The organism is Paenibacillus sp. (assembly GCF_031177825.1).
Taxonomy (GTDB): Bacteria; Bacillota; Bacilli; order Paenibacillales; family YIM-B00363; genus Paenibacillus_AE.
The window spans coordinates 80206-100983 of the sequence record NZ_JAPSKE010000021.1 but is presented as its reverse complement, the minus strand read 5'-3'; the positions used below and the strand labels follow the sequence as shown (position 1 = coordinate 100983).

Annotated in this window: 30 protein-coding genes and 1 riboswitch; of the genes, 10 read left to right on the top strand and 20 right to left on the bottom strand. The window is 58.0% G+C overall.

What is annotated here, in order from left to right; genetic code table 11:
* A partial coding sequence (locus RIN49_RS20970) for an NAD(P)-binding domain-containing protein (RefSeq protein ID WP_309122102.1) occupies nucleotides 1-609 on the bottom strand: 609 nt, incomplete at its 3' end.
* Nucleotides 610-938: 329 nt separating this feature from the next.
* Here RIN49_RS20970 and RIN49_RS20965 point away from each other — a divergent pair.
* Nucleotides 939-1244, top strand: a complete 306-nt coding sequence (locus tag RIN49_RS20965; RefSeq protein ID WP_309122101.1) for a hypothetical protein — start codon at nucleotides 939-941, stop codon at nucleotides 1242-1244.
* 92 nt (nucleotides 1245-1336) lie between these two features.
* Here the strand turns inward: RIN49_RS20965 and RIN49_RS20960 are convergent, their stop codons facing one another.
* Nucleotides 1337-1933 (bottom strand): hypothetical protein, encoded by a 597-nt coding sequence (locus RIN49_RS20960; protein ID WP_138198328.1) that lies wholly within the window; start codon nucleotides 1931-1933, stop codon nucleotides 1337-1339.
* 166 nt (nucleotides 1934-2099) lie between these two features.
* Between RIN49_RS20960 and RIN49_RS20955 the strand changes: the two genes are divergently transcribed.
* Entirely contained in the window at nucleotides 2100-2753 is a 654-nt protein-coding gene (locus RIN49_RS20955; RefSeq protein ID WP_309122100.1) for a DUF1054 domain-containing protein, read from the top strand.
* A 45-nt stretch (nucleotides 2754-2798) separates the two neighbouring features.
* Here RIN49_RS20955 and RIN49_RS20950 read toward each other — a convergent pair whose 3' ends face one another.
* Entirely contained in the window at nucleotides 2799-3974 is a 1176-nt protein-coding gene (locus RIN49_RS20950; protein ID WP_309122099.1) for an MFS transporter, read from the bottom strand.
* A gap of 51 nt (nucleotides 3975-4025) precedes the next feature.
* A complete protein-coding gene (locus RIN49_RS20945) occupies nucleotides 4026-5255 on the bottom strand; it encodes an MFS transporter (RefSeq protein ID WP_309122098.1) in 1230 nt (409 codons plus the stop codon).
* Nucleotides 5256-5421: 166 nt separating this feature from the next.
* On the opposite strand from RIN49_RS20945, the gene RIN49_RS20940 reads away from it, so the two are divergent.
* Nucleotides 5422-6894, top strand: coding sequence for an aminotransferase class I/II-fold pyridoxal phosphate-dependent enzyme (locus RIN49_RS20940; protein ID WP_309122097.1), 1473 nt, complete (start codon nucleotides 5422-5424; stop codon nucleotides 6892-6894).
* Nucleotides 6895-6978: 84 nt separating this feature from the next.
* Here RIN49_RS20940 and RIN49_RS20935 read toward each other — a convergent pair whose 3' ends face one another.
* On the bottom strand, nucleotides 6979-7275 hold the full coding sequence (locus tag RIN49_RS20935) for a DUF3055 domain-containing protein (RefSeq protein WP_309122096.1): 297 nt from the start codon (nucleotides 7273-7275) through the stop codon (nucleotides 6979-6981).
* Between the two features lie 184 nt (nucleotides 7276-7459).
* Here RIN49_RS20935 and RIN49_RS20930 point away from each other — a divergent pair, with 184 nt between their 5' ends.
* On the top strand, nucleotides 7460-7882 hold the full coding sequence (locus RIN49_RS20930; protein ID WP_309122095.1) for a DUF1885 family protein: 423 nt from the start codon (nucleotides 7460-7462) through the stop codon (nucleotides 7880-7882).
* Nucleotides 7883-7910: 28 nt separating this feature from the next.
* On the opposite strand, the gene RIN49_RS20925 is transcribed toward RIN49_RS20930, so the two are convergent.
* Both RIN49_RS20925 and RIN49_RS20920 read right to left on the bottom strand, forming a co-directional pair.
* Nucleotides 7911-8201, bottom strand: a complete 291-nt coding sequence (locus RIN49_RS20925) for a DUF1292 domain-containing protein (RefSeq protein ID WP_138198320.1) — start codon at nucleotides 8199-8201, stop codon at nucleotides 7911-7913.
* 57 nt (nucleotides 8202-8258) lie between these two features.
* Entirely contained in the window at nucleotides 8259-8852 is a 594-nt protein-coding gene (locus RIN49_RS20920) for a stalk domain-containing protein (protein WP_309122094.1), read from the bottom strand.
* Between the two features lie 241 nt (nucleotides 8853-9093).
* On the opposite strand from RIN49_RS20920, the gene RIN49_RS20915 reads away from it, so the two are divergent.
* The 3 genes from RIN49_RS20915 (at nucleotide 9094) to RIN49_RS20905 (ending at nucleotide 10600) form a co-directional block, all read left to right on the top strand.
* Nucleotides 9094-9249 (top strand): Spo0E family sporulation regulatory protein-aspartic acid phosphatase, encoded by a 156-nt coding sequence (locus tag RIN49_RS20915; protein ID WP_138198318.1) that lies wholly within the window; start codon nucleotides 9094-9096, stop codon nucleotides 9247-9249.
* 242 nt (nucleotides 9250-9491) lie between these two features.
* Nucleotides 9492-10235, top strand: a complete 744-nt coding sequence (locus RIN49_RS20910; RefSeq protein ID WP_309122093.1) for an MBL fold metallo-hydrolase — start codon at nucleotides 9492-9494, stop codon at nucleotides 10233-10235.
* A gap of 107 nt (nucleotides 10236-10342) precedes the next feature.
* Complete coding sequence (locus RIN49_RS20905) at nucleotides 10343-10600, top strand: DUF3892 domain-containing protein (RefSeq protein ID WP_309122092.1); 258 nt, start codon at nucleotides 10343-10345, stop codon at nucleotides 10598-10600.
* Between the two features lie 54 nt (nucleotides 10601-10654).
* Here RIN49_RS20905 and RIN49_RS20900 read toward each other — a convergent pair whose 3' ends face one another.
* Nucleotides 10655-11092, bottom strand: a complete 438-nt coding sequence (locus RIN49_RS20900; RefSeq protein ID WP_309122091.1) for a GNAT family N-acetyltransferase — start codon at nucleotides 11090-11092, stop codon at nucleotides 10655-10657.
* A gap of 106 nt (nucleotides 11093-11198) precedes the next feature.
* Nucleotides 11199-11282: riboswitch (cyclic di-GMP riboswitch) on the top strand.
* 98 nt (nucleotides 11283-11380) lie between these two features.
* Between RIN49_RS20900 and RIN49_RS20895 the strand changes: the two genes are divergently transcribed.
* Complete coding sequence (locus RIN49_RS20895) at nucleotides 11381-12058, top strand: PilZ domain-containing protein (protein ID WP_309122090.1); 678 nt, start codon at nucleotides 11381-11383, stop codon at nucleotides 12056-12058.
* 7 nt (nucleotides 12059-12065) lie between these two features.
* On the opposite strand, the gene RIN49_RS20890 is transcribed toward RIN49_RS20895, so the two are convergent.
* On the bottom strand, nucleotides 12066-12377 hold the full coding sequence (locus RIN49_RS20890) for a DUF1811 family protein (RefSeq protein WP_309122089.1): 312 nt from the start codon (nucleotides 12375-12377) through the stop codon (nucleotides 12066-12068).
* Between the two features lie 125 nt (nucleotides 12378-12502).
* Between RIN49_RS20890 and RIN49_RS20885 the strand changes: the two genes are divergently transcribed.
* On the top strand, nucleotides 12503-13333 hold the full coding sequence (locus RIN49_RS20885) for a LysM peptidoglycan-binding domain-containing M23 family metallopeptidase (RefSeq protein ID WP_309122088.1): 831 nt from the start codon (nucleotides 12503-12505) through the stop codon (nucleotides 13331-13333).
* A 73-nt stretch (nucleotides 13334-13406) separates the two neighbouring features.
* On the opposite strand, the gene RIN49_RS20880 is transcribed toward RIN49_RS20885, so the two are convergent.
* From RIN49_RS20880 to RIN49_RS20835, 10 genes are all read right to left on the bottom strand, one after another.
* Complete coding sequence (locus RIN49_RS20880) at nucleotides 13407-13781, bottom strand: sensory rhodopsin transducer (protein WP_309122087.1); 375 nt, start codon at nucleotides 13779-13781, stop codon at nucleotides 13407-13409.
* 39 nt (nucleotides 13782-13820) lie between these two features.
* Entirely contained in the window at nucleotides 13821-14783 is a 963-nt protein-coding gene (locus tag RIN49_RS20875; RefSeq protein ID WP_309122086.1) for an acetylxylan esterase, read from the bottom strand.
* A 151-nt stretch (nucleotides 14784-14934) separates the two neighbouring features.
* On the bottom strand, nucleotides 14935-15150 hold the full coding sequence (locus tag RIN49_RS20870) for an alpha/beta-type small acid-soluble spore protein (protein WP_138198309.1): 216 nt from the start codon (nucleotides 15148-15150) through the stop codon (nucleotides 14935-14937).
* A 190-nt stretch (nucleotides 15151-15340) separates the two neighbouring features.
* On the bottom strand, nucleotides 15341-15556 hold the full coding sequence (locus RIN49_RS20865; RefSeq protein WP_138198308.1) for an alpha/beta-type small acid-soluble spore protein: 216 nt from the start codon (nucleotides 15554-15556) through the stop codon (nucleotides 15341-15343).
* Between the two features lie 93 nt (nucleotides 15557-15649).
* A complete protein-coding gene (locus RIN49_RS20860) occupies nucleotides 15650-16030 on the bottom strand; it encodes a hypothetical protein (protein WP_309122085.1) in 381 nt (126 codons plus the stop codon).
* A gap of 110 nt (nucleotides 16031-16140) precedes the next feature.
* Entirely contained in the window at nucleotides 16141-16920 is a 780-nt protein-coding gene (locus tag RIN49_RS20855) for an N-acetylmuramoyl-L-alanine amidase (protein ID WP_309122084.1), read from the bottom strand.
* 123 nt (nucleotides 16921-17043) lie between these two features.
* Nucleotides 17044-17208 carry a hypothetical protein gene (locus tag RIN49_RS20850; protein ID WP_309122083.1) on the bottom strand — a complete coding sequence of 55 codons (165 nt, stop codon included), beginning with the start codon at nucleotides 17206-17208 and terminating at the stop codon, nucleotides 17044-17046.
* 242 nt (nucleotides 17209-17450) lie between these two features.
* Nucleotides 17451-17558, bottom strand: coding sequence for a sporulation protein YjcZ (locus RIN49_RS20845; protein ID WP_309122104.1), 108 nt, complete (start codon nucleotides 17556-17558; stop codon nucleotides 17451-17453).
* A gap of 220 nt (nucleotides 17559-17778) precedes the next feature.
* Complete coding sequence (locus RIN49_RS20840) at nucleotides 17779-18300, bottom strand: hypothetical protein (protein ID WP_309122082.1); 522 nt, start codon at nucleotides 18298-18300, stop codon at nucleotides 17779-17781.
* A gap of 59 nt (nucleotides 18301-18359) precedes the next feature.
* Nucleotides 18360-18980 carry a DUF3298 and DUF4163 domain-containing protein gene (locus RIN49_RS20835; protein ID WP_309122081.1) on the bottom strand — a complete coding sequence of 207 codons (621 nt, stop codon included), beginning with the start codon at nucleotides 18978-18980 and terminating at the stop codon, nucleotides 18360-18362.
* Nucleotides 18981-19136: 156 nt separating this feature from the next.
* Here RIN49_RS20835 and RIN49_RS20830 point away from each other — a divergent pair, with 156 nt between their 5' ends.
* Nucleotides 19137-19760 carry a trimeric intracellular cation channel family protein gene (locus RIN49_RS20830; protein WP_309122080.1) on the top strand — a complete coding sequence of 208 codons (624 nt, stop codon included), beginning with the start codon at nucleotides 19137-19139 and terminating at the stop codon, nucleotides 19758-19760.
* 24 nt (nucleotides 19761-19784) lie between these two features.
* Here the strand turns inward: RIN49_RS20830 and RIN49_RS20825 are convergent, their stop codons facing one another.
* Nucleotides 19785-20717 (bottom strand): aromatic acid exporter family protein, encoded by a 933-nt coding sequence (locus tag RIN49_RS20825; RefSeq protein WP_309122079.1) that lies wholly within the window; start codon nucleotides 20715-20717, stop codon nucleotides 19785-19787.
* Nucleotides 20718-20778 lie beyond the last annotated feature (61 nt).

Sequence of the window (20778 nt, the reverse complement as noted above, 5' to 3'; positions counted from 1 at the left end):
CAGCAGCTGATACGCTTCGCAGATGAGCTGCATGTCGCCGTATTCGATGCCGTTGTGCACCATCTTCACGTAGTGACCCGCGCCGCCCGGTCCGATGTAGGTGCAGCACGGCTCGCCGTTCACGTGCGCGGATATGGCTTCGAAGATCGGGCCGACGAGCTCGTACGCGTCCTTCGGGCCGCCCGGCATGATCGAAGGACCCTTCAGCGCGCCTTCCTCGCCGCCGGAGACGCCGGTGCCGATGAAGCGGAAGCCCTTCGCGGTGAGCTCCCGCTCGCGGCGCTGCGTATCCGGGAAGTAGGCGTTGCCGCCGTCGATGATGATGTCGCCTTGCTCGAGATGCGGCAGCAGCGACTCGATCGTCTTGTCGGTCGGCTCGCCCGCCTTGACCATGATCATAATTTTCCGAGGCGTTTCGAGCGACTGCACGAACTCCTCGACGCTGTACGCGCCCACGAGGTTTTTGCCGGCCGCTTCAAGGACGAGCTCCTTCGTCTTTTCCGGCGAACGATTATAGACCGCTACGGAGAACCCTTTGCTCTCCATGTTCAAGGCGAGGTTCTTCCCCATGACCGCGAGGCCGACGACGCCGATTTGCTGTTTCGACATTGTTCATCATCATCCTTTGTATTTGAAAATAGTTCGAGCTTCCGTGTTCATACCTTCCTTATTTTACACGAATGCTCGTCCAGTTCCAATACAATCGATTCTGAAGCGATTTCAATGGAACATTTCCCCAACGAATCGCGTCGATTGATCGAGAGGGATGCAACGATGCGGCTCGTCGGCTCTGCGTCCAAGGCATTATGCGCGGCGCTTGTTTTCATTAACTTCTTATCGGGTTGTACGAAGTCAACGCCTCCCCAGCCGGACGAACGCATAGTTCCCTCGATTACGGTAAACGGAGAAGTCGTGGACGTTATCGACGGAGGCTCTTGTTGGGCGGTCGACGAGGAAAAAGCATCTGCTCGAGCCCGCTCCCGCCGGAGACGTTCGAACCGATGATCGAAGCGCAAAGCGCGACGACCGCTCCGGGCGCCGCCGTTCGGATCCTATATCGCGTCCGTCCGGACCGTTCCGGCGTGCTTGTCCGTTCGGGCGAGCTGTGGGTTCCGGCCGCGATGCCGGATGCCGAGGGATTCATGCTGCCGAAGCGAGCCGGGTATTATCGCTTTCTCGTTTGGGGCGAATGGGGCGATCGGAATACGGCTTCGTATCGCTTCGGGGTGTTCGTGGAGCCTTGATCCCATTACAAAAAGCGCGGACGGGAGGTTTCCCCCGGTCCGCGCCGCATCCGCCATGCTATGCCATGCCATCCTATGCAATTCGATTCATGTTATGCCTCCAGCAGCAGCATCTCCTGGCGCAGCTCCTCCAGCTTCGAGCGGCAGGCGTCCGCCGCTGCGCGGTGGCCTAACGCAAGCGCTTCTGAAAGCGTTGCCAATTCATAATCGATTTCCATCCGCAGCACCGGAATGCGCTCCTCCGCTCGCGTCGAACGGTACGCCTTCGCGATATCCTCCAACGTCACGACCGATTCACGCTGGTACACGACCTTATGCTCAACTCCCGAAATTTCTACCATTCGAATAATTTCGCCGAACATAATGTTTTCGATGACGATCTGCCTGTCGCGGAACCGCTTCACGACGGCGTGGCCGCGCGTCGCGCCGATCATCCGCTCCATCAACTCGACGAGCTTCTCGTCCCGGAACGAATAATTGCCTACAAGCTTGAACCTCTCCCCGACGCGCTGGAATTTTAGTTTTACGAGCCTGCGGCCGGTTCGAATCGACGCGATGAAGTGCGACTCGTTCTCGGACCAATAGAGCGAATACCCTTCTTGAATCAACGACTTGATGAAGTTGTGGATTGTCCGGCGATCGAATCGCAAGTCCAAGTTGCAGTATTCCACTTCAAAGCTTCTGTTCACGGCAATCCCCTCCCAAGCTGTATCAAAGGAAAACGCGACCAATAACTAAATATTCTGAAAAATCACTCTTTCCTTTATACTATACTCATTTATATGAATTGGCAACTTGGTTTATGGGCCTAATTTTCGTAAAATGGAGAATGACTTCGAGGAGGAGGAGAACCGCTTGACCGTTATTCCGCAACAAGACCTGCGCCGCGAAGCCGTCGCCTTCGCTCCGTCGGATTTCGACGTCTTTACGATACCGGGTCTCGAACCGCGCATGGAGGCGCTGATCGCGCGCGTCCGTCCGAAGCTGACCGCGCTCGGAGAGGCGCTGGCGCCCGACTTGTCCGCGCTCGCCGGCGCGGAGATGTTCCCCCACGTCGCGAAGCACGCCCGCCGCACCGTGCACGCGCCGAACGACACCTGGGTCTCCTGGGCGGCGAACAAGCGTGGATACAAGATGCTGCCGCACTTCCAATTCGGCATGTTCGCGTCGCACGCGTTCGCCCAATTCGCCATCATCTACGAGAGCGACAAGAAGACCGTCTTCGCGCAGGCGCTCGAGCGCGATCTGAAGAAAATCAAGAAGCTTGTCCCGTCGTCGTACGTATGGTCCATGGACCATATGAAGCCCGAGGGGACGCCGCATCGCGAGATGACCGACGACGCGTTCCGACGGATGGCCGAGAAGCTGGCCGGCACGAAGCAATCCGAGGTGCTCGTCGGCATCCGCCTCGACCGCGACGACCCGCTGCTGTCGGACGGGCCGGCGTTGTACGAGACGATTCGCAGCACTTATGAAACGCTAATGCCGTTGTATCGGATGTCGTTTTAGCCGGCTTCCGAAAATAAAGAAGACGCCTCCGCGGAGGCGTCTTCTTTATTTCGCGGCGCCGGCGACGCCTTGACGTTGCAGATTGACGAACCGGCCGAGCAGCAGCATCGCCCCGAGCGACACCGCCGCCCCGACGAAGAACGGCAGCGACGACTGCGCTTCGAACAAGCCGCCGGCGACGAGCGGACCGGCGATGCGGCCGAGGCTGTCCATGGAGGAGCTGAGCCCGCCCGTCACGCCTTGCCCCGCTTGCGTCGTCTGCGTAATCAGGGACGTGACGCACGGACGAAGGAGCGAGTTGCCGACGGCGAAGACGCTCATGAACAGCGACGCCGTCCAGACGTCCCGGGAGAATAGCAGCAGGATGAAGCCCAGCGCCTGTATGACCAATCCGAAGCGGATGAGCGCAGGCTCCGTTCCCGGTTTCGCGTAACGGCGGATGAAGCCGCCTTGAATGATCGCGCCGACGATGCCGCTCACGAGGAACATGACGCCGATGTCCTGCGGCGACGCCTCGAACCGCTCGATCTGATAATACTGAAGCGTCGACTCGAGCCCGGCGAGCGCGAACGTGAGCACGAACATGAGCACGAACAGATAGGCGATGGGTCCGCGGAACGCCGTCCACCGCGACGTCTTCGGCCCGGCCGTCTTGATGCGCCGGCGCTCCGGCGGCAGCGACTCGCTCAGCATCGCGAGCGCGAACAAGAAATTGCAGAAGGCGAGGCCCGCCGCCGCGAAGAACGGCACCTCGTTGCCGAAGACGCTGAGCAAGCCGCCGATGCCGGGCCCGAAGATGAACCCGAGCCCGATCGACATGCCGACGAGGCCCATGGCGCGCGTCCGCCGCTCCTCCGGCACGATGTCCGCGACGTACGCGACCGCGCACGCCGTCGTCGCGCCGGAGAAGATGCCGCCGAGGACGCGCGAGGCGTACATGAGCGCAAGGTTCCCGTCGGACAATCCGAACAGCAGGAAGCTCGCGCTGAAGCCGAGCACCCCCGTCATTAAGACGGGCCTGCGTCCGATTCTGTCGGACAATGCGCCCCAGATCGGCGATAAGACGAACGATGCGGCCGAATAGACGGCCAGCATGACGTATAGATGAAACCGCTCCGCCCCGGAACCCACGATCATCTCGGGCAAGACCGGGATAATGATGCCGAAGCCTAAGAAAATCGTAATCAACATAACCATAATGACGCCTATTCGTTTATCCATTCCCGTTCCTCCATATGTATGTGGACCGCCGGCCTTCCAAGCCGACAATGTCTATCGTAACACATCCGATTTTCGGAAGGAAATGAACAGATAAAGAACGAATAGCGCCGCCGACGCCGCGCCGCTCGCTAGGAAGGGCGCCCGATGGCTCCAGCTCTCCCATAGCCAGCCGGACACGATCGGTCCGACGACGAAGCCGGAGCCTTCGATGGCGAGGAACGCGCCCCATGCGGCGCCGCGCCGCTGCTTCGGGATCGATCCCGCGACGAACGCGTTCCACGCGGGGATGAGCAGCGCGTATCCGATCGCGACCGCGACGACGGCGAGGAACAGCTGAGAACGGTTCGCGACCGCCGCGAATCCCGCCGTCGATGCCGCCGTCAGCGGGATGCCGGCGAGCAGGAACGCCCGCGTGCCGTATTTGTCGGCAAGACGGCCGACGAGGAGAAGCAAGAGCAGCGACGCGCCGCCGCCGGTCAACAGCAGCACGCTGAACTCGTCCGGTCGGAGCCCGAGATCTTCGCGAGCGTACAGCGTGACGACCGGCGTCAGCAGCCCGAGCGCGAGCGTCTGCAAGAACATGGCCGGGTACAGCAGCGCGCCGCCTGGAACGCCCCGCAGCGTCTCGAGCATGCCGGCCGCCATCGAGCCCGGCGCCGCCGCTCGCTTGCCGGCGACGGGCGCGAACGGCCGTCCCGGCAGCAAGAGGCCGGCGGCGAGCGCCGCGGCCGATAAGGCGAGGCAGACGAGGAACGGCAGGCGCATCTCGTCTTCGGCCGCGAGATAGTTGATCGCGATCGGTCCGGCGCCCGTTCCGACGAACGAAGCGATATAGATCGCCGACATGGCCCGCCCGCTCGCCGACGCGCCCGACGCTTCCGTCGTTCCGGCTACGACGCACGGCCAGAGCGGCGACGTGCCCGCTCCGAGAAGGAAGCAGCCGGCGAGCATCCAACCGGGGCCGTCCAGCCACGCGAGCGCGGCGACGCCGGCGAAGCCGAGCGACAGCCCCGCCGACATCGGCAGCCGGTACCCGAACCGATCGATCATCCACCCCACCGGGGCGCGGAACGCGTTATCCCCGACGTATTGCAGCGCGAACGCCCAGCCCAACACGTAAGCGGACAAGCCGAGCTCCCGGGAGAAGTACACGGGCAACACCGAGACGAGCAGCGCGCCCTTCACGAATTCGATCGAAAACATGATGAATAACAGCTTCCATACGAAGGCGTTCCCGGACGACAAGCGCCCGAAGAACGACCGTTGCCGAGCCTTAAGCATCGCGTCCCTCCCCTCCGGCGGGTTCCGCCGCTTTTTCCGGTTATTTTCGCCCGAGGAAGCAACACTATATGCGAGAAAAAATCGTTATTGAAACATCTGCCATTTTTGCTATACTCAATTCTATTGCGTTCTCGCAAAAACCCAACACGAAAGGGGCGACTCCCGCGTGGACCAAACCCGCACCCCGCTGTTCGATGCGCTGCTTGCGCACGCCGCGAAAGACCCGCTGCAATTCCACATCCCAGGACATAAGAAAGGTGTCGGCATGGACCCGCAGTTTCGCTCGTTCATCGGCGACAACGCTCTGTCCATCGACCTGATCAACATCGCGCCGCTCGACGATCTGCACCAGCCCTCCGGCGCCATCTTCGAGGCGCAGCGGCTGGCCGCGGAAGCGTTCGGCGCCGACCATACGTTCTTCTCCGTGCAGGGCACGAGCGGCGCCATCCAAACGATGATCATGTCCGTCTGCGGTCCGGGGGAGAAAATCATCGTTCCTCGCAACGTGCATAAATCCGTTATGTCGGCGATCATCTTCGCCGGCGCCCGGCCGGTCTTCTTGTCGCCGGCCATGGACGAGCAGCTCGGCATCGCCCACGGCGTCACGACCCGCTCCGTGCGACGCGCGCTCGAGAGACATCCCGACGCGAAGGCGGTGCTCGTCATTAACCCGACGTATTTCGGCATCAGCGCGAACCTGAAGGAAATCGTCGAGCTCTCGCACTCGTACGACGTCCCGGTGCTCGTCGACGAAGCGCACGGCGTCCATATCCACTTCCACGAGGAGCTGCCGCTCTCCGCGATGCAAGCCGGCGCCGACATGGCGGCGACGAGCGTCCATAAGCTCGGCGGCTCGCTGACGCAAAGCTCGGTGCTGAACATTCGAGGCGGCCGCGTCAACCCGAAGCGAGTGCAGGCGATTCTCTCGATGCTCACGACGACGTCGACGTCGTACCTGCTGCTCGCTTCCTTGGACGCGGCCCGCCGCACCCTCGCGATGAACGGCCGCGCGCTCGCGGAACGCGCGATCGGCCTCGCCCGACACGCGCGAGAGCGCATCAACGCCATTCCCGGGCTGTATTGCTTCGGCAACGACATCTTGGGCGCGGAGGCGACGTTCGATTACGATCCGACGAAGCTGACCATCCATGTGCGCCGCCTCGGCATCACAGGCTACGACGCGGAGAAGCAGCTTCGCGAACGATACAACATCGAAGTGGAAATGAGCGACATGTACAATATCTTGTGCATCGTCACCCCGGGCGACACCGAGGATACGGTCGCGAAGCTGCTGGACGCGCTGCACGGCATCGCCGCGGAGCAGTCCGGCGCCGCCGAGATGAAGAACGTGATCGTGAAAAACCCGAAAATCCCTACGCTCGCCCTCTCTCCCCGGGATGCGTTCTACGCCGAGACCGAATCGGTGCCGCTCGCCGAAGCGGACGGCCGGATCATCGCCGAATTCATCATGGTGTATCCGCCGGGCATTCCGATTCTGCTGCCGGGAGAGGTCATCTCGCAAGAAAACATCGATTACATTACCGAGCACGTCGAGATCGGCCTTCCGGTGCAAGGTCCCGAAGATAAGACGATCCGGAACGTGAAGGTCATCATCGAGGAGCGCGCGATCAACGAATAATCCGCAGCCGAGCCTCTCCCGAAAACAATAAAGCCGCGCCCCGAATCGTTCGGGGCGCGGCTTTCCATTACCGTATCGCGAAAATCAATATTGCTCTTTAAACTCCAGCAGCGGCAGCCGCTGCTTCAGCAGCGCGGCAAGCTCGCGAGCCTCTTCCGCATCGCCGATGGCGAACATGCGCTGCAAGTTCTCCGTGTCCGCCAGATCGTCCGCGCAGAGGAGCGAAGAACGACCCGTCTGCATGCACACGACCAACGGCTTGCCGAAGAAACGATTCGTATACACGATGGCGAAATCATAACGCGCCCGCTCCGATGCGTATCCGAAAAAGTCGACCTTCGCGTTCTCGGTCTCGTCGTACATATGGTCAAACATCATCATTGTCATCCTCCCTCTCGTATGAGTATCGAAAGCTCCGGCATCCATCCAAGGATAAGATCCTTGTGGTAACACTATAAGGGATTCCTCGCGACGAGGCAAGCCTGTCCCTTTTCCGCATCGTTGTCACGTATGGATAAACCTGCTAATATGGAACCATCAGACGCAAAGTGGGTGTAACGGGTCCATGAGTCAGAGCGCATACCTTTATTTCACGGAGGGCTCTTCCGTACCGTCCGTCACGCTGGAAGAGCTGGAGCAGTATCTCGGCCGGTATAAGGAACAGACGTCCAAGACCGGCCGGCAGCTCGATTGGAAATACGACGAAGCCGCTTTCCCTTATACGATCGAGAAGAAGCCGGAAGGGGAAGGCGTATGGTTTTACTTGAAAGCGAAGGACGAGCCGTACAAGTACATCGTCTTCGGCGTCGGGACCGAGAAGACGGACGACGGCGGAGAGCGGCACTACGTTCAGGTCGTCTTGCCGGACGGAAGCACGCACGCCGACAAGTCGAAGGGCAACGAGCTTTGTAAATATTTAGCCAGGACGCTGAAGACGGAGCTCCATCTGTTCAACGGCCGCATTATGTATTTTAATCCTAGAAAATAAAAAAAACAGAGGCCGCGGCCTCTGTTTTTTACTGCTCCTCTTCTTCTTCCTCGAGCAATTCGTTATAAATATCCAACACGGCGTTCCATTCGTCGTCGTCCTCGATGTTCGCGAGCACGACCTCGTCCCCGTCCTGTTCGATGCGCAGAATGAGTCCGTCCGCTTCCGCGTCGTTGCGATCGATCAATACGACGTACTCGTTCTCCTCGTAATCGAACGTGTATACAGGCACCAGCTCCCGCTCTACGCCGTTCTCGTCGGTGACGACGTATACTGACTCTTCTTCTTCTCCTGCCGCAGCGCGGTCTTGATCCGTCATGCGCCGACCCCTTTCCGATTCTAGCTTCTCTAATGATTGTTGCCTAAGCGCGTTGATTTATTCTTTCTTCATGGAGAGAATGGCCTTCTCGCTCAAAAGCTCGAACTCGCTGTCTTCCGTCTGCTTGAGGTAAAATTTGATCTTATACTGACCCGTCGATTTGAAATCGATTTTGAACGGAGAAGTCGCGTACCAAAAATTCTCGCGGTTCTCGTCGGTCATCTTGTAAACTATCGAGTCGACGGTCTGGCCTTGCGGATCGACGACGGTCGTCTTGATCGAATGCGCCCTCGTTCGCAAATTATCGACCTGGACGAATACGGAGAAGTCATAGGTGCCTTGATAGACGTTCCCGAACGGCTTCATCGCGTTCCGATCGCCCGTGAACAGCAGCAAATGAACGTTAGGTTTATTAATATGTACCGTATCCGATTCCGATTTAATAAGTGCTTGCAAGGTGTCCGACAAGGCGCGAATCGGCAAGTACGTCTTCCCGTCGATTTGGATACCGCCTCCGTCGAGCTCCGCTTCGTTGACCACGACGCGTACCTTCTTACCCTTCCACGTCTGCATCACCTCGTCGGCCCCGGCCGTAGCTCCGCCGATCAGCGTAAGGGCGAGAATGCCAAGCGCGATATTCCGGATTTTCATGCGATTCCCTCCATAAGTTCAGTGCACTCCTATATACTCTTAATTGCAGAGAGAGTTGCGGTGTCGTCTCGCGAAAGTTTTTTGCGGAAATTACTGGAATCTCTTGCTTGGAAGGAAAAAGCGTATTATAGCATAATTTACCGTTTACGTAAACGAAATTTCACGTGCCCATTTTGTTTCCTTTTTCGGACCGTTTTGGGATATTATTGATACCATTGAATTACAGCAAAGGAAGAGGTATATGTCGAACGCCACGATCGAAAAGGAATTCGCCAAGCTGAAGAAGATGCTGGAGACGACCGCCGAAAAATATAAATACGATTTTCGGCATCCGGACGTGTTAGCGATCAGCCGGCGGCTCGATAAAGTCATCGTTCGAATGATGGCGGGGAAATAAAGGCGACGTCTCGAGAAATCCGAGACATCTGCCGTACCATCGACCGAACGCATACGCTCCTATCCTTACATATCCCATGACCCGTACCCACGCCGGCGCGGGTTTTTTCATTTCTCCCCCTCCTCCTTTTTCTCGTACATCGTATTCCGATCCACCGAAAGTTGACGACGCTAATCTTTCGTTTTTTCCGTAATCATGGTAAAGTGATTATGCTACAGTTGGTCATGCAGGGAGGTCGGCAAGTGAGCATTCGTATCCAGATGATCGGGACCGGCAATGCGTTCGCGAAAAAATATTTCAACAATAACGCGATCGTTGCCGTTAACGGTTACCGCCTGTTAGTCGATTGCGGCGTAACGGCGCCGTATGCGCTTTATCGCGCGGGTATCGGAGTTCAAGAGATCGACGGGGTCCTCGTCACGCATATTCACGGAGACCATATCGGCGGCATCGAAGAACTTGCCTTCGCCTTTATGTATGTACATAAGAAGAGGATCCCTCTGTTCGTACCCTCCTCGATCCGAGAGGCGTTGTGGGAGACAAGCCTTAAAGGGGCATTGGAGGATCAGAGCACCGGCTGCGATTCGCTCGACTGCTACTTCGACGTCGTCGAGATCGACGAAGGCGTTCCGTTCGAAATCAGCGCCGGCTTCACCCTGGAGTTGATCAGGACCCAACATATTCCGAACAAACCGAGTTACGCGCTCCTGCTGAACGAAACCGTGTTTTACAGCTCGGATATGACGTTCGACCCCGCACTATTGAGCGATTTGACGAACGCCGGACGATGCAAGCACATCCTGCACGAATGCCAGTTGACCGGTCCCGGGCTCGTTCATACGACCTTGGATGAGTTGTTGACGCTGCCGGAAGCGATTCAAGAACGCATCTGGTTGATGCATTACGCGGATAACCGCGACGACTATGTCGGCAAGACGGGCGCCATGCGGTTTATCGAACAACAGACCGAATACGAATTCGAATAATCGCCAACTCGATACCGAGACCGGGAGCCTTGCCTCCCGGTCTCGATTCATGTTTATTGAATAATGCCCCGCCCGAAGGCCAATCTTAAGACGGGAGGCGATTTCATATGGAACGACAATCATCCGGACAAGGCATGCCGCGGCAAGAGGAAGTCGTGGCGGTTCGAAAAAACGGGGACGGCGATATCGTCGAGCTCAAGTTATCCTCCGGCGCGGTCGTCGATTATAAGGCGGCTCAGGCGATGGCGAAAAATAACGAAATTTTCAATGTAAACGTCTTTAAAGGGCGGGATCAAGAAGAGCATCTTCGATCGAACCCGGACGGGCGAACGGACAACAATCTCGACAATTTACCTCTCTTTTAACGCAAAGAAGACTGAGCCCCCGCGAGCTCAGTCTTCCGTTTTTTCCGCTAAGGTTTACAACGCCTTCTTCATCCGCACATGAGGAATGCCCGCGTCGAGGAACGTCTCCGGAGACACGGTCTCGTACCCGAGGGAGCGATAAAACGGTTCCGCCTGGCACTGCGCGTCCAACAGCGAGTACGAATACCCTTCCCCCTTCGCCCAAGTCTCCAACGCTTGCATTAACGCCCTCCCGACGCCCTTCCCGCGATACGGGCCTCTCACAGCGATCCGCTGCATCTTGGCCGTATCGGGTTTGTATTCGATGAATCGACCCGTCGCCGCGGGGACGCCGTCGACCTCTAGCAATACATGTTTGGCGGCTTGCGCGGACGCGTCGTACTCGTCCATCTCCAAGTCTCGCGGGACCTTCTGTTCGTCTACGAACACTTCCAATCGAATGAGGAACGCTTGCTGCAGCGCCTCTTCGGTTTCGATTCTCGTGATTTTCATTTCGCGCGCTTTCCCCTTCGTTCGAATCATGGTAATAAAATCCGTATTCTTCGCTTGCAACTTTCGAACTAAGTCATATAATAATATTAATAGTATAAATTGTTCCAATCGAACAAGGCAAATCCGACGAAAGTCGGAGACGCAAAGCCAACGGACCTAAGGCGAAAGCTACGGCGGCCGGGTTGCCGAAGAGGAGCGTACGATTCGTTCCGGATCGTCCGCCTTCGGCGGGCGTTTTTTCTTTTCTTCCCCACCATCGGATCGATGTCATTCTAGGAGGCTGAATTCATGTCGTTCATGCGGGCAACCGAAATATTACACCATCAGAAGAACGCGATCACCATCGGCTCGCGCGTGTCCGTCGAGAAAGACGCTTATATTTCGACCGGCGTGGTCTCCTACATCGAAGGCGACATTCTTGAAATCGAAATGCCCCAATCGAAAATGTACAAGCCCGGCGATCCGGTCAAACTGACGGTATATTCGAGTAACGGATTTCTAATCCTTCCTTCTTCCGTCCTCGCGAAGGATACCGGCATTCTGATGGTGTTGAACCCTCCGGAAAATCAACTCTTGTCGACGCGCCGGCAATTTCCTCGGATCGAAGTGAGCGATTCCGGACGAATGCGTTCCCTCCGTTGGTCGAACGGCGGCGAGAACAAGCTCGACGCCTCTACGGCGATCGACATCCGCAACGTCAGCCTCGGCGGCATCGGATTCACGCTCGACGTTGATCCCGGGACGCGGGCGATGATGGTCGCCGACGTCGAACTCGACATTAACGGCGGCGTCCCTTGCAAGATCGAGATCTCCCGCAAGCAGACGACCGAAGACGGATCCACTTACATCGGCGCGCGCTTCCTCGAGATCGAGCCGGAACATCTCAACGCGCTGCGCGGTTATATTTTACGGACGCAAATCAAACACCGCGCCAAACAGCGGCTCGAAGAAGCGACGGCGATGTAACTTCAAGTTACTTGCCGTCGTTTATCCCTTCCTCGCGTTGGAGCACCGCTAAAGGGAACGCCGCTTCTTGGCCGTCCTCCGTCGTTCCCCAGCCCATAACGCCGTTCACGTACAGGAGCGTGAACGCGGCTCCCGTCTCTTCGACGCGATAGCGCCCCGGCGGGAACGAGGCGTCCCTTACCGCGTACGATCTCGCGAGCAGCCATCGTTGTCGCAGCACGCCCTTCTCGCCCTCGGATGCGCTTCGGTCGAGCTCCGACCGCAATCGCTCGATTTCCTCGGCCAGCTCGCCCGGCGACATCTCGCTGAATCGCTTCATTCGAATCCCTCCTTATCGACACGTATCCCTTATTGTCCGCGATCCGACCAACATTTACAACTACTTCCCGACATCGAATTCTATTATTCTATCGATAGACCAACGAGAAGGGGTTGCTTCCACGCATGAAGAAAATCGCGCTCGCGCTCGCGGCGCTGCTCGTCGCGGCTTCCGCATCCGCCGCCGTCGCTTCCGCGGCTGCTTACACGGTGAAAGCGGGAGATACGCTATGGGGGATCGCCACCGCCAACCGGATGACGGTGAACGAGCTGATGACCTTGAACGGGCTCTCTTCGACGTCGCTGTGGATCGGTCAACAGCTGATCGTTCCCGACCAAGGCAACTACGTCGTCAGAGCGGGCGATACGATGTACGGCATCGCATCCCGCGCAGGCATTCCGCTCAAGGCGCTGATCAACGCGAACCCGCAGCTCGCGAATCCGAACGCGATCTGGCCGGGTCTCCGCATTACAGTCCCGACCCCGCCTTCGAAATTCAAGACAGGCTTGTTCCCGCTCGCCAAGGGGACGTATACGCCGTTCACGAACAACTACGCGGACGCGCGAACTTGGACGCCGGACGGCGGCGCCGTTCGCACGCACGAAGGCGTAGACATCTTCGCGCCGGAAGGAACCCCGGTGTACGCGGCGGCGGACGGCACGATTCTCAACGTCGGCTGGAACACGTACGGCGGCTACCGGTTGACCGTCAAAACCGATAACGCGACTGCGTTCTATTACGCCCATTTGTCGAAATACAGCCAGACGTTCGTTAAGGGCGGCGCGATCAAGCAAGGACAGCTTATCGGGTACGTCGGCAGCACCGGATACGGTCCGGAAGGTACGAAGGGCTCGTTCCTTCCGCACTTGCACTTCGGCATCTACGACATCACAACGTCCTCGTGGACGACGAAGAGTCCGTACGAGTACCTCGTATGGTGGGAATTGAATCGATAATCCATGCAAAAGAAGGGCTGCCCGATAACGGGCAGCCCTTGCTTGCGGTAAAGCAGGAAGTGAAATAATTCGATTATACCACCGGAAAGCCCATCGTCGTCGCTAGCGTATTGGCCGGCTGCGTCGCGTCCATTCGGCTGTACTGCACGATGATCGGCGCGTCGCTTCGTACTTCCATCGCGTACGGAACCCCGACCGGGATCGACTCGCCGTCCTTCTCGAGCGTGCTCGTGCGCACATGCGCCGTGCGGCGGCCTTCGACGCGTACGGGCACCTCCTCGATCGGGTCGCGGTCCTCGAAGTAGATCGTCACGCTCAGATTCGCGGCTTCCTCGTTCGCGTTCAAGACGCAGATCGATTCGTGGCTGACGAGCGTTCCGGTGCTGATCGGCGGGATGTACCCATCCGGTATGTACCATACGCGATACCCCTTAGCATTGTTGACCATTATTAAGTCTCCCCCTACTATCGTGTATTCGGAACCAAATTACCGGAACCAACGTTCTCTTACGAATTCCATCCCTCTTCGCGTCTGCGAGGCCTCCACGGCATGACCCGTGAACGGAAAAATTTCAAGCGCCTTGTCTTCGGAAGCGGCCGCATGGTACATCGGAAACACCTGCTCCGGCAAGCAAACCGTATCTTTCAGCCCGACAGACATCAGCAGCGGTCGGGTCATTCGTTGACCCAGATGCAGTAAATCGAAATAGCTGAGCGTGCGAAGCGCTTGAGGCAGCAGCTCCGGATAGCGGCGGCCGAAGTCTGCGACTTCGGTCAAGGATCCCGTCGAATGCAAGACGCCATGGTCCATATGGCACATATTCGGGATATCCGCCACCGTCAGTCCGATTTTCTCGTGCAGCGCGGAAACGAGCAGCGCCAGACCGCCTCCCTGGCTCCCGCCGACGACCCCCAGACGCTTCGGATCCAGTTCCGGCTGCTTCGACATCCACTGCGCGGCCCGAAGGCAATCCACCGTAACGGCTTTGTAATAGCAGCGCTCCGGATCCGTAATGTTTTGCGTGATCCAGCCGCGGACCATGCCGAAATCGGAATCCAACGTGTTCCCCGTCTCTCCGCCTTGTCCCCGGACGTCGACGGCGAATACGGCGACCCCCATCAGAATCCAGCGGGCGTACGCTTCCGGCAACCCCTTGCCTCCCGTATAACCAGGAAACGTCAAGATGCACGGATAAGGCCCCTCGGTAAACGCCGGGACCATATAAAGCCCGCGGATCGTCGTGCCCGAAAACCCTTCGAACGCGACGTCGTACGCCTTCATGCCGGTCATCGGCGTTTCGATCTCGATCCGCTCGGATACGAATGCGCTTCCTAAAGCTTCCTCCGTCGTCCGCTCCCAAAATTCGGCGTGATCCTCCGGCGGTTCGCTTGCCGGCCGAAACCGGTGCAGTTCTTCAATTCGCTTTTCGATCGCGTTCACGTTGGTCATCCGTTCCCCTCTGCCGTATGCTTTCTTGTACTGGCAACTGTATCCATTGTACTCGTTACGGGGGAACTCGCAACCCTTTTTTTATCATAGGCGCACAAAAAAGCCCGGGTAAAAACCCGGGCCCTTTCGTCTAGGAGGAAATCCATTCGGTTTATCGGCCGGCCAACGTTTGCTCCGCGATTTGGACTAGGCGGCGTGTAATGTGACCACCGATTGCACCGGTGTCGCGAGTCGCCATATAACCGTAATAGCCGTCTTGCGGAATCTGAATGCCGAGTTCCTGCGCTACTTCGTACTTCAGTTGGTCGAGTGCCTGCGATGCTTGCGGCACTACCAAAGTGTTCGAGCTTTTAGAACCTGTACCCATGGTGTCACCTCCTTTGCTGTAGTAACTCTATTTTGTATCGAGAGACGCATCGCTATGCACGATTAAATTTCCAATTTTCGGCATATGTCCGCGAAAGCCATTGGCTCGGTCTGCCCGAGCCGCGTTCGGATCGCAGAGAAAAACCCTTGCCGCGGCAAGGGTTTTTCTTCGAGCTGACCGACACTGTCCATTAACGGCGCGCCAGCGATTGTTCAGCGATCTGAACGAGACGACGCGTAATGTGACCACCGATCGCACCGGTGTCGCGAGTCGCCATATGCCCATAGTAACCGTCTTGTGGAATCTGAATTCCGAGTTCCTGGGCCACTTCGAATTTCAATTGCTCCAATGCCTGAGATGCTTGCGGTACAACCAAATCGTTAGAGCTGTTAGAACCTGTACCCATGGTTGTCACCTCCCCTGCTGTAGTAACTCTATTATCCGACGGTCGCGCCCCCCTTATTCGGCTCTAGGATCGCCAGATTTCACCATCGACCCGCTACCCTTGCGCCGGTCTCATGTCTTCGATCTGGTCAAGGGAGAGAAACTCGACTTGCTTGCGGTCGACGTCATAGAGACTGACCGTCCCGTCGTCGAGATCGTAATTCATAATCTTGCAGGCCATGTCGAGCGCTTCGCCTCGCGAAGTGACGGCCTTGACGCGGACGAGCTGTTGATTGATCTTCCACCGGACGAGCCTATCGAACGATTTCAATGCCGCGTTCGACGCGCCGCGAGGCGCGGGCGGCTCCGAATGAATAGTGAATCCCGCGATGCGGCGGGCGTATTGCAGGTATGACAACATCTCGCGGACATGCCCTTCCGAATCCGGAAGCGCGTCGATCGCGACATGCAGTTTCGTTACGTTGCGCCGATCCATCGTATCTTCGTCCCCCCGCCCCGCTTGCGTACCCCTATAGCGTCTTCCGAAACCGGGAAAGTCATTACAAAAAAGCGGCGGGGAAAGTCCCCGCCGTTCAGGAAATCGATTTATTCGTCGTTGTCGGTACGAATCGTAACGTTGCGACCGTCCCACCCGACCGTCGCCCCGAAAAGCTCGGTCAGCAAGCGCGCAGGCACGTACGACACGTTGTCGATCAGGTAGCCGGATCCCCTCGCCGCGCCGTTCACGACGACGCCGATCGCCGATTGCACCTTAGGCTGTTCACCGGACGCGCCCCCCGTGGAACCGCTCCCTACCGCGCGCGGCGGCGCGTAAGGATGGCCGATATGCTGGCAGAACGCCATGACGACCGCCTCCGCGTACGCCTTCCATTGCGTCTGCAGCTGCGTGATATCGTCCCCCGGCGAGTCGGCGAAGCCGTATTCGACGATGACCGTCTGCACCCCGCCCGTCTCCCGGTGCATAAAATAATAATCTCGGGTGCGATCGCCGGGCAGCGTCCGGGTGAACACCCGGCGGACGTTCTGCCCCCGCGTCGAGATCGCGTCGACGATGCGCCTGGCGAGCGTTCCGTCCGAATGGATCGAATGAATCGCTTCGACGCCGTCTCCGCCGCCCGCGTTGATATGGTTCGAGATACAATACCGCGCTCCGCTTTCGCGCACGATCTCGGCCCGGTCGGACGCCGTTAAGGTCGTATCGGTCCGCCGCGTGAGCGTTACCGGCACGCCGAGCTCGCCGAACCGCTCCGCTTGGTATAGCGAAATCTGGAGCACGAGATGTTTCTCCAGCCACAGCGAGTTCGAACCGCCGCCGGGGTCGCTGCCGCCGTGGCCCGGGTCGATAATTAGAATCGGAACCGCCAATCTCGACACCTCCCTTCCCTTGCCGAACGTAGTCGGAAGTCGTTCCCTTCATCCTATGCGCGGGAGATGGGCGGCGTCATCCGACGTTAGTCCCGGAACAAGCCTAAATGCCCTTCGAAGCCGTCACATTCTCGGACGGTCTTTCGCGTTCACTTCCTCGTTGCGTACCATCTGACCGACGTCTTCGATCGTCTTCTCGAGCAGCTTTCCCTTATGCTTCGAGAAGAGGCTTCTCCGTTCCTTGCGAAGCACGTCGAGGATTAACTTCTTTTGCTCCAAGCTCAGCACCCGCGTCTCCTCCTTTTTCCACACCCTTATTATACAAAAAAACCCGGGACGCGGAGCGCCTCGAGTAAACATGCCGTCTTATGTACCTGCCGCCGGCTGGCATGGGGCCATTGCCCCCGGAAGCGTCGATTGAGCTTCTAGGGGCAATGCAACCCTGGACGGTTCCAAACCGATGTCCACCGTTCGAAGGTTGCCGTCCGGAACGGCGCGCCGCGCCGCCGTTCCCGCTCCGCGCGCACGCCTTACGCGTAGATCGTGCGGGAGATGATTACGAGCAGGATGAAGAGAACCAAAATCGCGCCCGTGCTGGAATAACCGCCGTAGCCGTAACCCATACCGTAACCGCCCATTCCGTGACCGAAGCCCGCGTGAGCGTTCAAGTGCGCATTCGCGTTCACGCCAGCCTGCATACCCATATTCGCACCGAAGTTACCCAAACCCGTCATAGTCGAACACTCCTCGTTTGTGGTTTCGTGCATCAGCACAATCCCATCATATGTCGGGGGTACATCGGTGGAGTGGTGATTCGCCCAGCCTTCGGAAAATAGGTGAACGTCCCGCCTGCCCGGATTACGTATTGACGAGAAACAAAAACTCGGGATGTTTGTACATCAAACGGAAATTCGGATCCGTCGACAGCACGGCGTCCAGGTCCTCCGGCGTAAACAAATAAAAATCGTTGTAAAACGGATACCCTGCCCCGTAATAATAACTCAGCCACACCAGCTTCGAACAGTAGATCGACGACCACGGATCCTGCAGCGGAATGCGGTCGGAGAACGAGAACGGCGGAATCACGACGCCCATCGCTTTATTGTGATTGCTTTGCTGGTAGTACCAGATCGCATACTTCGCCGCCGACGGGCCGAGCTCCGGCGCGATCGGCCGGTAATGCGCGTGCTTCGGATGCACGCGCAAGAAATCTTCGACGCGCGCGACTTGGACGTACGGATACGTTATGACCGCTTCGACGATATGCTCGTCATCGACGACGATCGCGGCATGCCCGAGGTATCCGGTCGGCACGTTCAGCTCGTTATCGCATGCGGTTAAGATGTCGCCCGCACGATAACCGTATTGTTCCTGCGTCATCAAGCATCACCACCCGGGACAGTATATTCGCCCAGGCCCGCCTAGGTGCATCCGCTCAACTAGACGCCGGCCAGCATCCTGCCGAGCGGCCCCGCTTCGACGACGTACTCCTGCAAGGCGTACGCCGATATCGGGAACATCGGAAAGCCGTATACGTACGGCGTCAATTCGTATAGCTGGAAGTACACGACGAGCGCCTTGTCCGCGATATAGTACGGCTGGTCGGCGGCGATGCCGCGAAAGTCCGCGAGCAGCGGCACGTCGCGCTCTTCGATCTGCCTGCGGACGTCGGCGTCGATGACTGCCCTATAGGGAGTCCCGTTCCGGAACAACTCGGAGAGAGCGTACGACTTGCCGGTCGCGGCGTCGAAAGTGAGCGAGCGAAGCAGCGTCATGCCGTGCGCGGCGGGAGGCGTATACGCATAATTGCTTTGCGTCAGGCTGAGCACGCCCCGCTCGTTCGTCTTGATTTCGTACAAGCCCGTCATCGTCGTTACGCCTCCGCCCGCCGCCGCTTGGCTCGTTCGCTGCTCCTCGATCATCGCCCCGGCTTGCGCGCGAATCGCGGCGTTCATCCGTTCTTGCGCCGGCTGGCTCGGCAAGCCGTAAACGATCGGATAGTACGCTTCTATGCTCGGAACAATATAGGACCCCGTCTGCACCGGGATCGGAAACCGCATGGGCGCCGCCACCGTCAACACCGTCCCTTCGACCTTCGATTCGGATTCGCGAATCGAGCTACCGTAATAGCTATGCGGAAAGGGTTGGACATGTTGCGGAAAGATTTCTATAATAGCTTGTATCTTTAAGCGAGTGCATGAAAGGGTAGAACGGACTTGTTCTTTATCGAGATGTTTTTATATTTGGGCGTGTTCGCGGCGGGAGTGTCGGGAGCGCTCATCGGCATAAAGAAAGAGCTCGATTTGTTCGGGGTATTGTTTCTCGGCGGGGCGACCGCTCTGGGAGGGGGCCTCGTACGGGACGTCATGCTCGGCAATTTGCCGCCCGTCGGGTTTTTGGAACCCGTTTATTTTCTCGTCAGCACGGGGGCCGGCCTGCTCACTTGGCTGTTTTACCATCGCATCGATCGGCTGCAGAAGGTGATTCTCGTCTCCGACGCGATCGGACTCGGCGTATTTACGGCGGTCGGCGCGAGCTCCGCGATCCGGCACGGCTTCGACGAGCCGTTCATCGTCATCTCGATGGGCCTCATCACCGGCATCGGGGGCGGCGTGCTTCGCGATGTATTCGTGAAAGAAATCCCGTTCGTCTTCCGGAAGGAAGTATACGCGATCGCCTCCATCGTCGGAGCCGCCGGCTATTATTTCCTCGCCCCGCTTATGCCGCGTCCCGCCGCGATGTACCTATGCCTCGCCATTACGTTCGCCATTCGCATCGCGTCGATCGTCTTTAAGATCGACTTCCCCGTTTACAAGGAAAATAAACCGTCGAAACCGTAGCGCCGCCCTTTTGCGTCCGGCGCTTTACCCTTTTCGGATAAAGCTCTCCAATTCGTTCGCGAGACCGTAAAGGATGGCGCGATTTTCAAACTCCGCCCGCGTCTCCGGCATCGGCAGCCTCTTGTGCAGCTCCCGGATCGAACGGAGCTTGTCCGCGTGGCGTGCGAAGTCGTCCGGCGCGGGATGACGCAGGCTCGCGGAGATGCTCTCGATGAACTCCCCTAGCCGAATGCCCTGCTCGAGCCGAATATCCATCCGCGACACCATCGGCAGCATGCGTTCCAGAATTTGAAACTGCTGCTGCTTCCGGTCGAAGTAATGGTAGAACGGATTGCTTCGGCGCGTTAAGTTATTTTCCACTTCAAGAATCGCGAGGTTTCTGGCCTTGCTCAGCACGTCGGACAGCTCGAGCATTTCCTTCCCGTCCCATAGGCCGTACCCGTCTTTCATATATTTAGCGTATTCTTCCAGGACGATCGCCATCAACCGATCGATGTCCTCCTTATACCGCTGGACCTGCTTATCGATCCCTGGCATATACACATTGACGACGAGCGCCACGCCGAGCCCGATCGCGATAATGGCGAGCTCGTTAAGCAAGAGAGCGGCGTCGATCGAGCCATGCGCGTATAGATGCATCATGATGACGGAGCTGCTGGCGATGCCGCCTTGGACGCGCAGCCGAACGGTGATCGGGATAAAGACGAGAAACAAAGGAAGAATCGTCCAAGGATGAAACCCGATCGCCCAGAACATGGCGCCGGCCAGCGCCATCCCGATCAAACAGGCGTAGAGCCGCTCCAAGACGGCCGCGAGCGACTCCCTCCGCGTCTTCTGGATACATAACAACGTTAAGATCCCTGCGGAAGTATAGAATTCTAATTGTAACGCGTAAGCGATCGCGATCGCCAAACTGACCCCGACGGCCGTCTTCAATGTCCGAAATCCGATTCGCATGTCTCTCTCTCCCTATATATCCGATCCTAACGATTATTATATAGTAAAGAAAAAGAAAAAA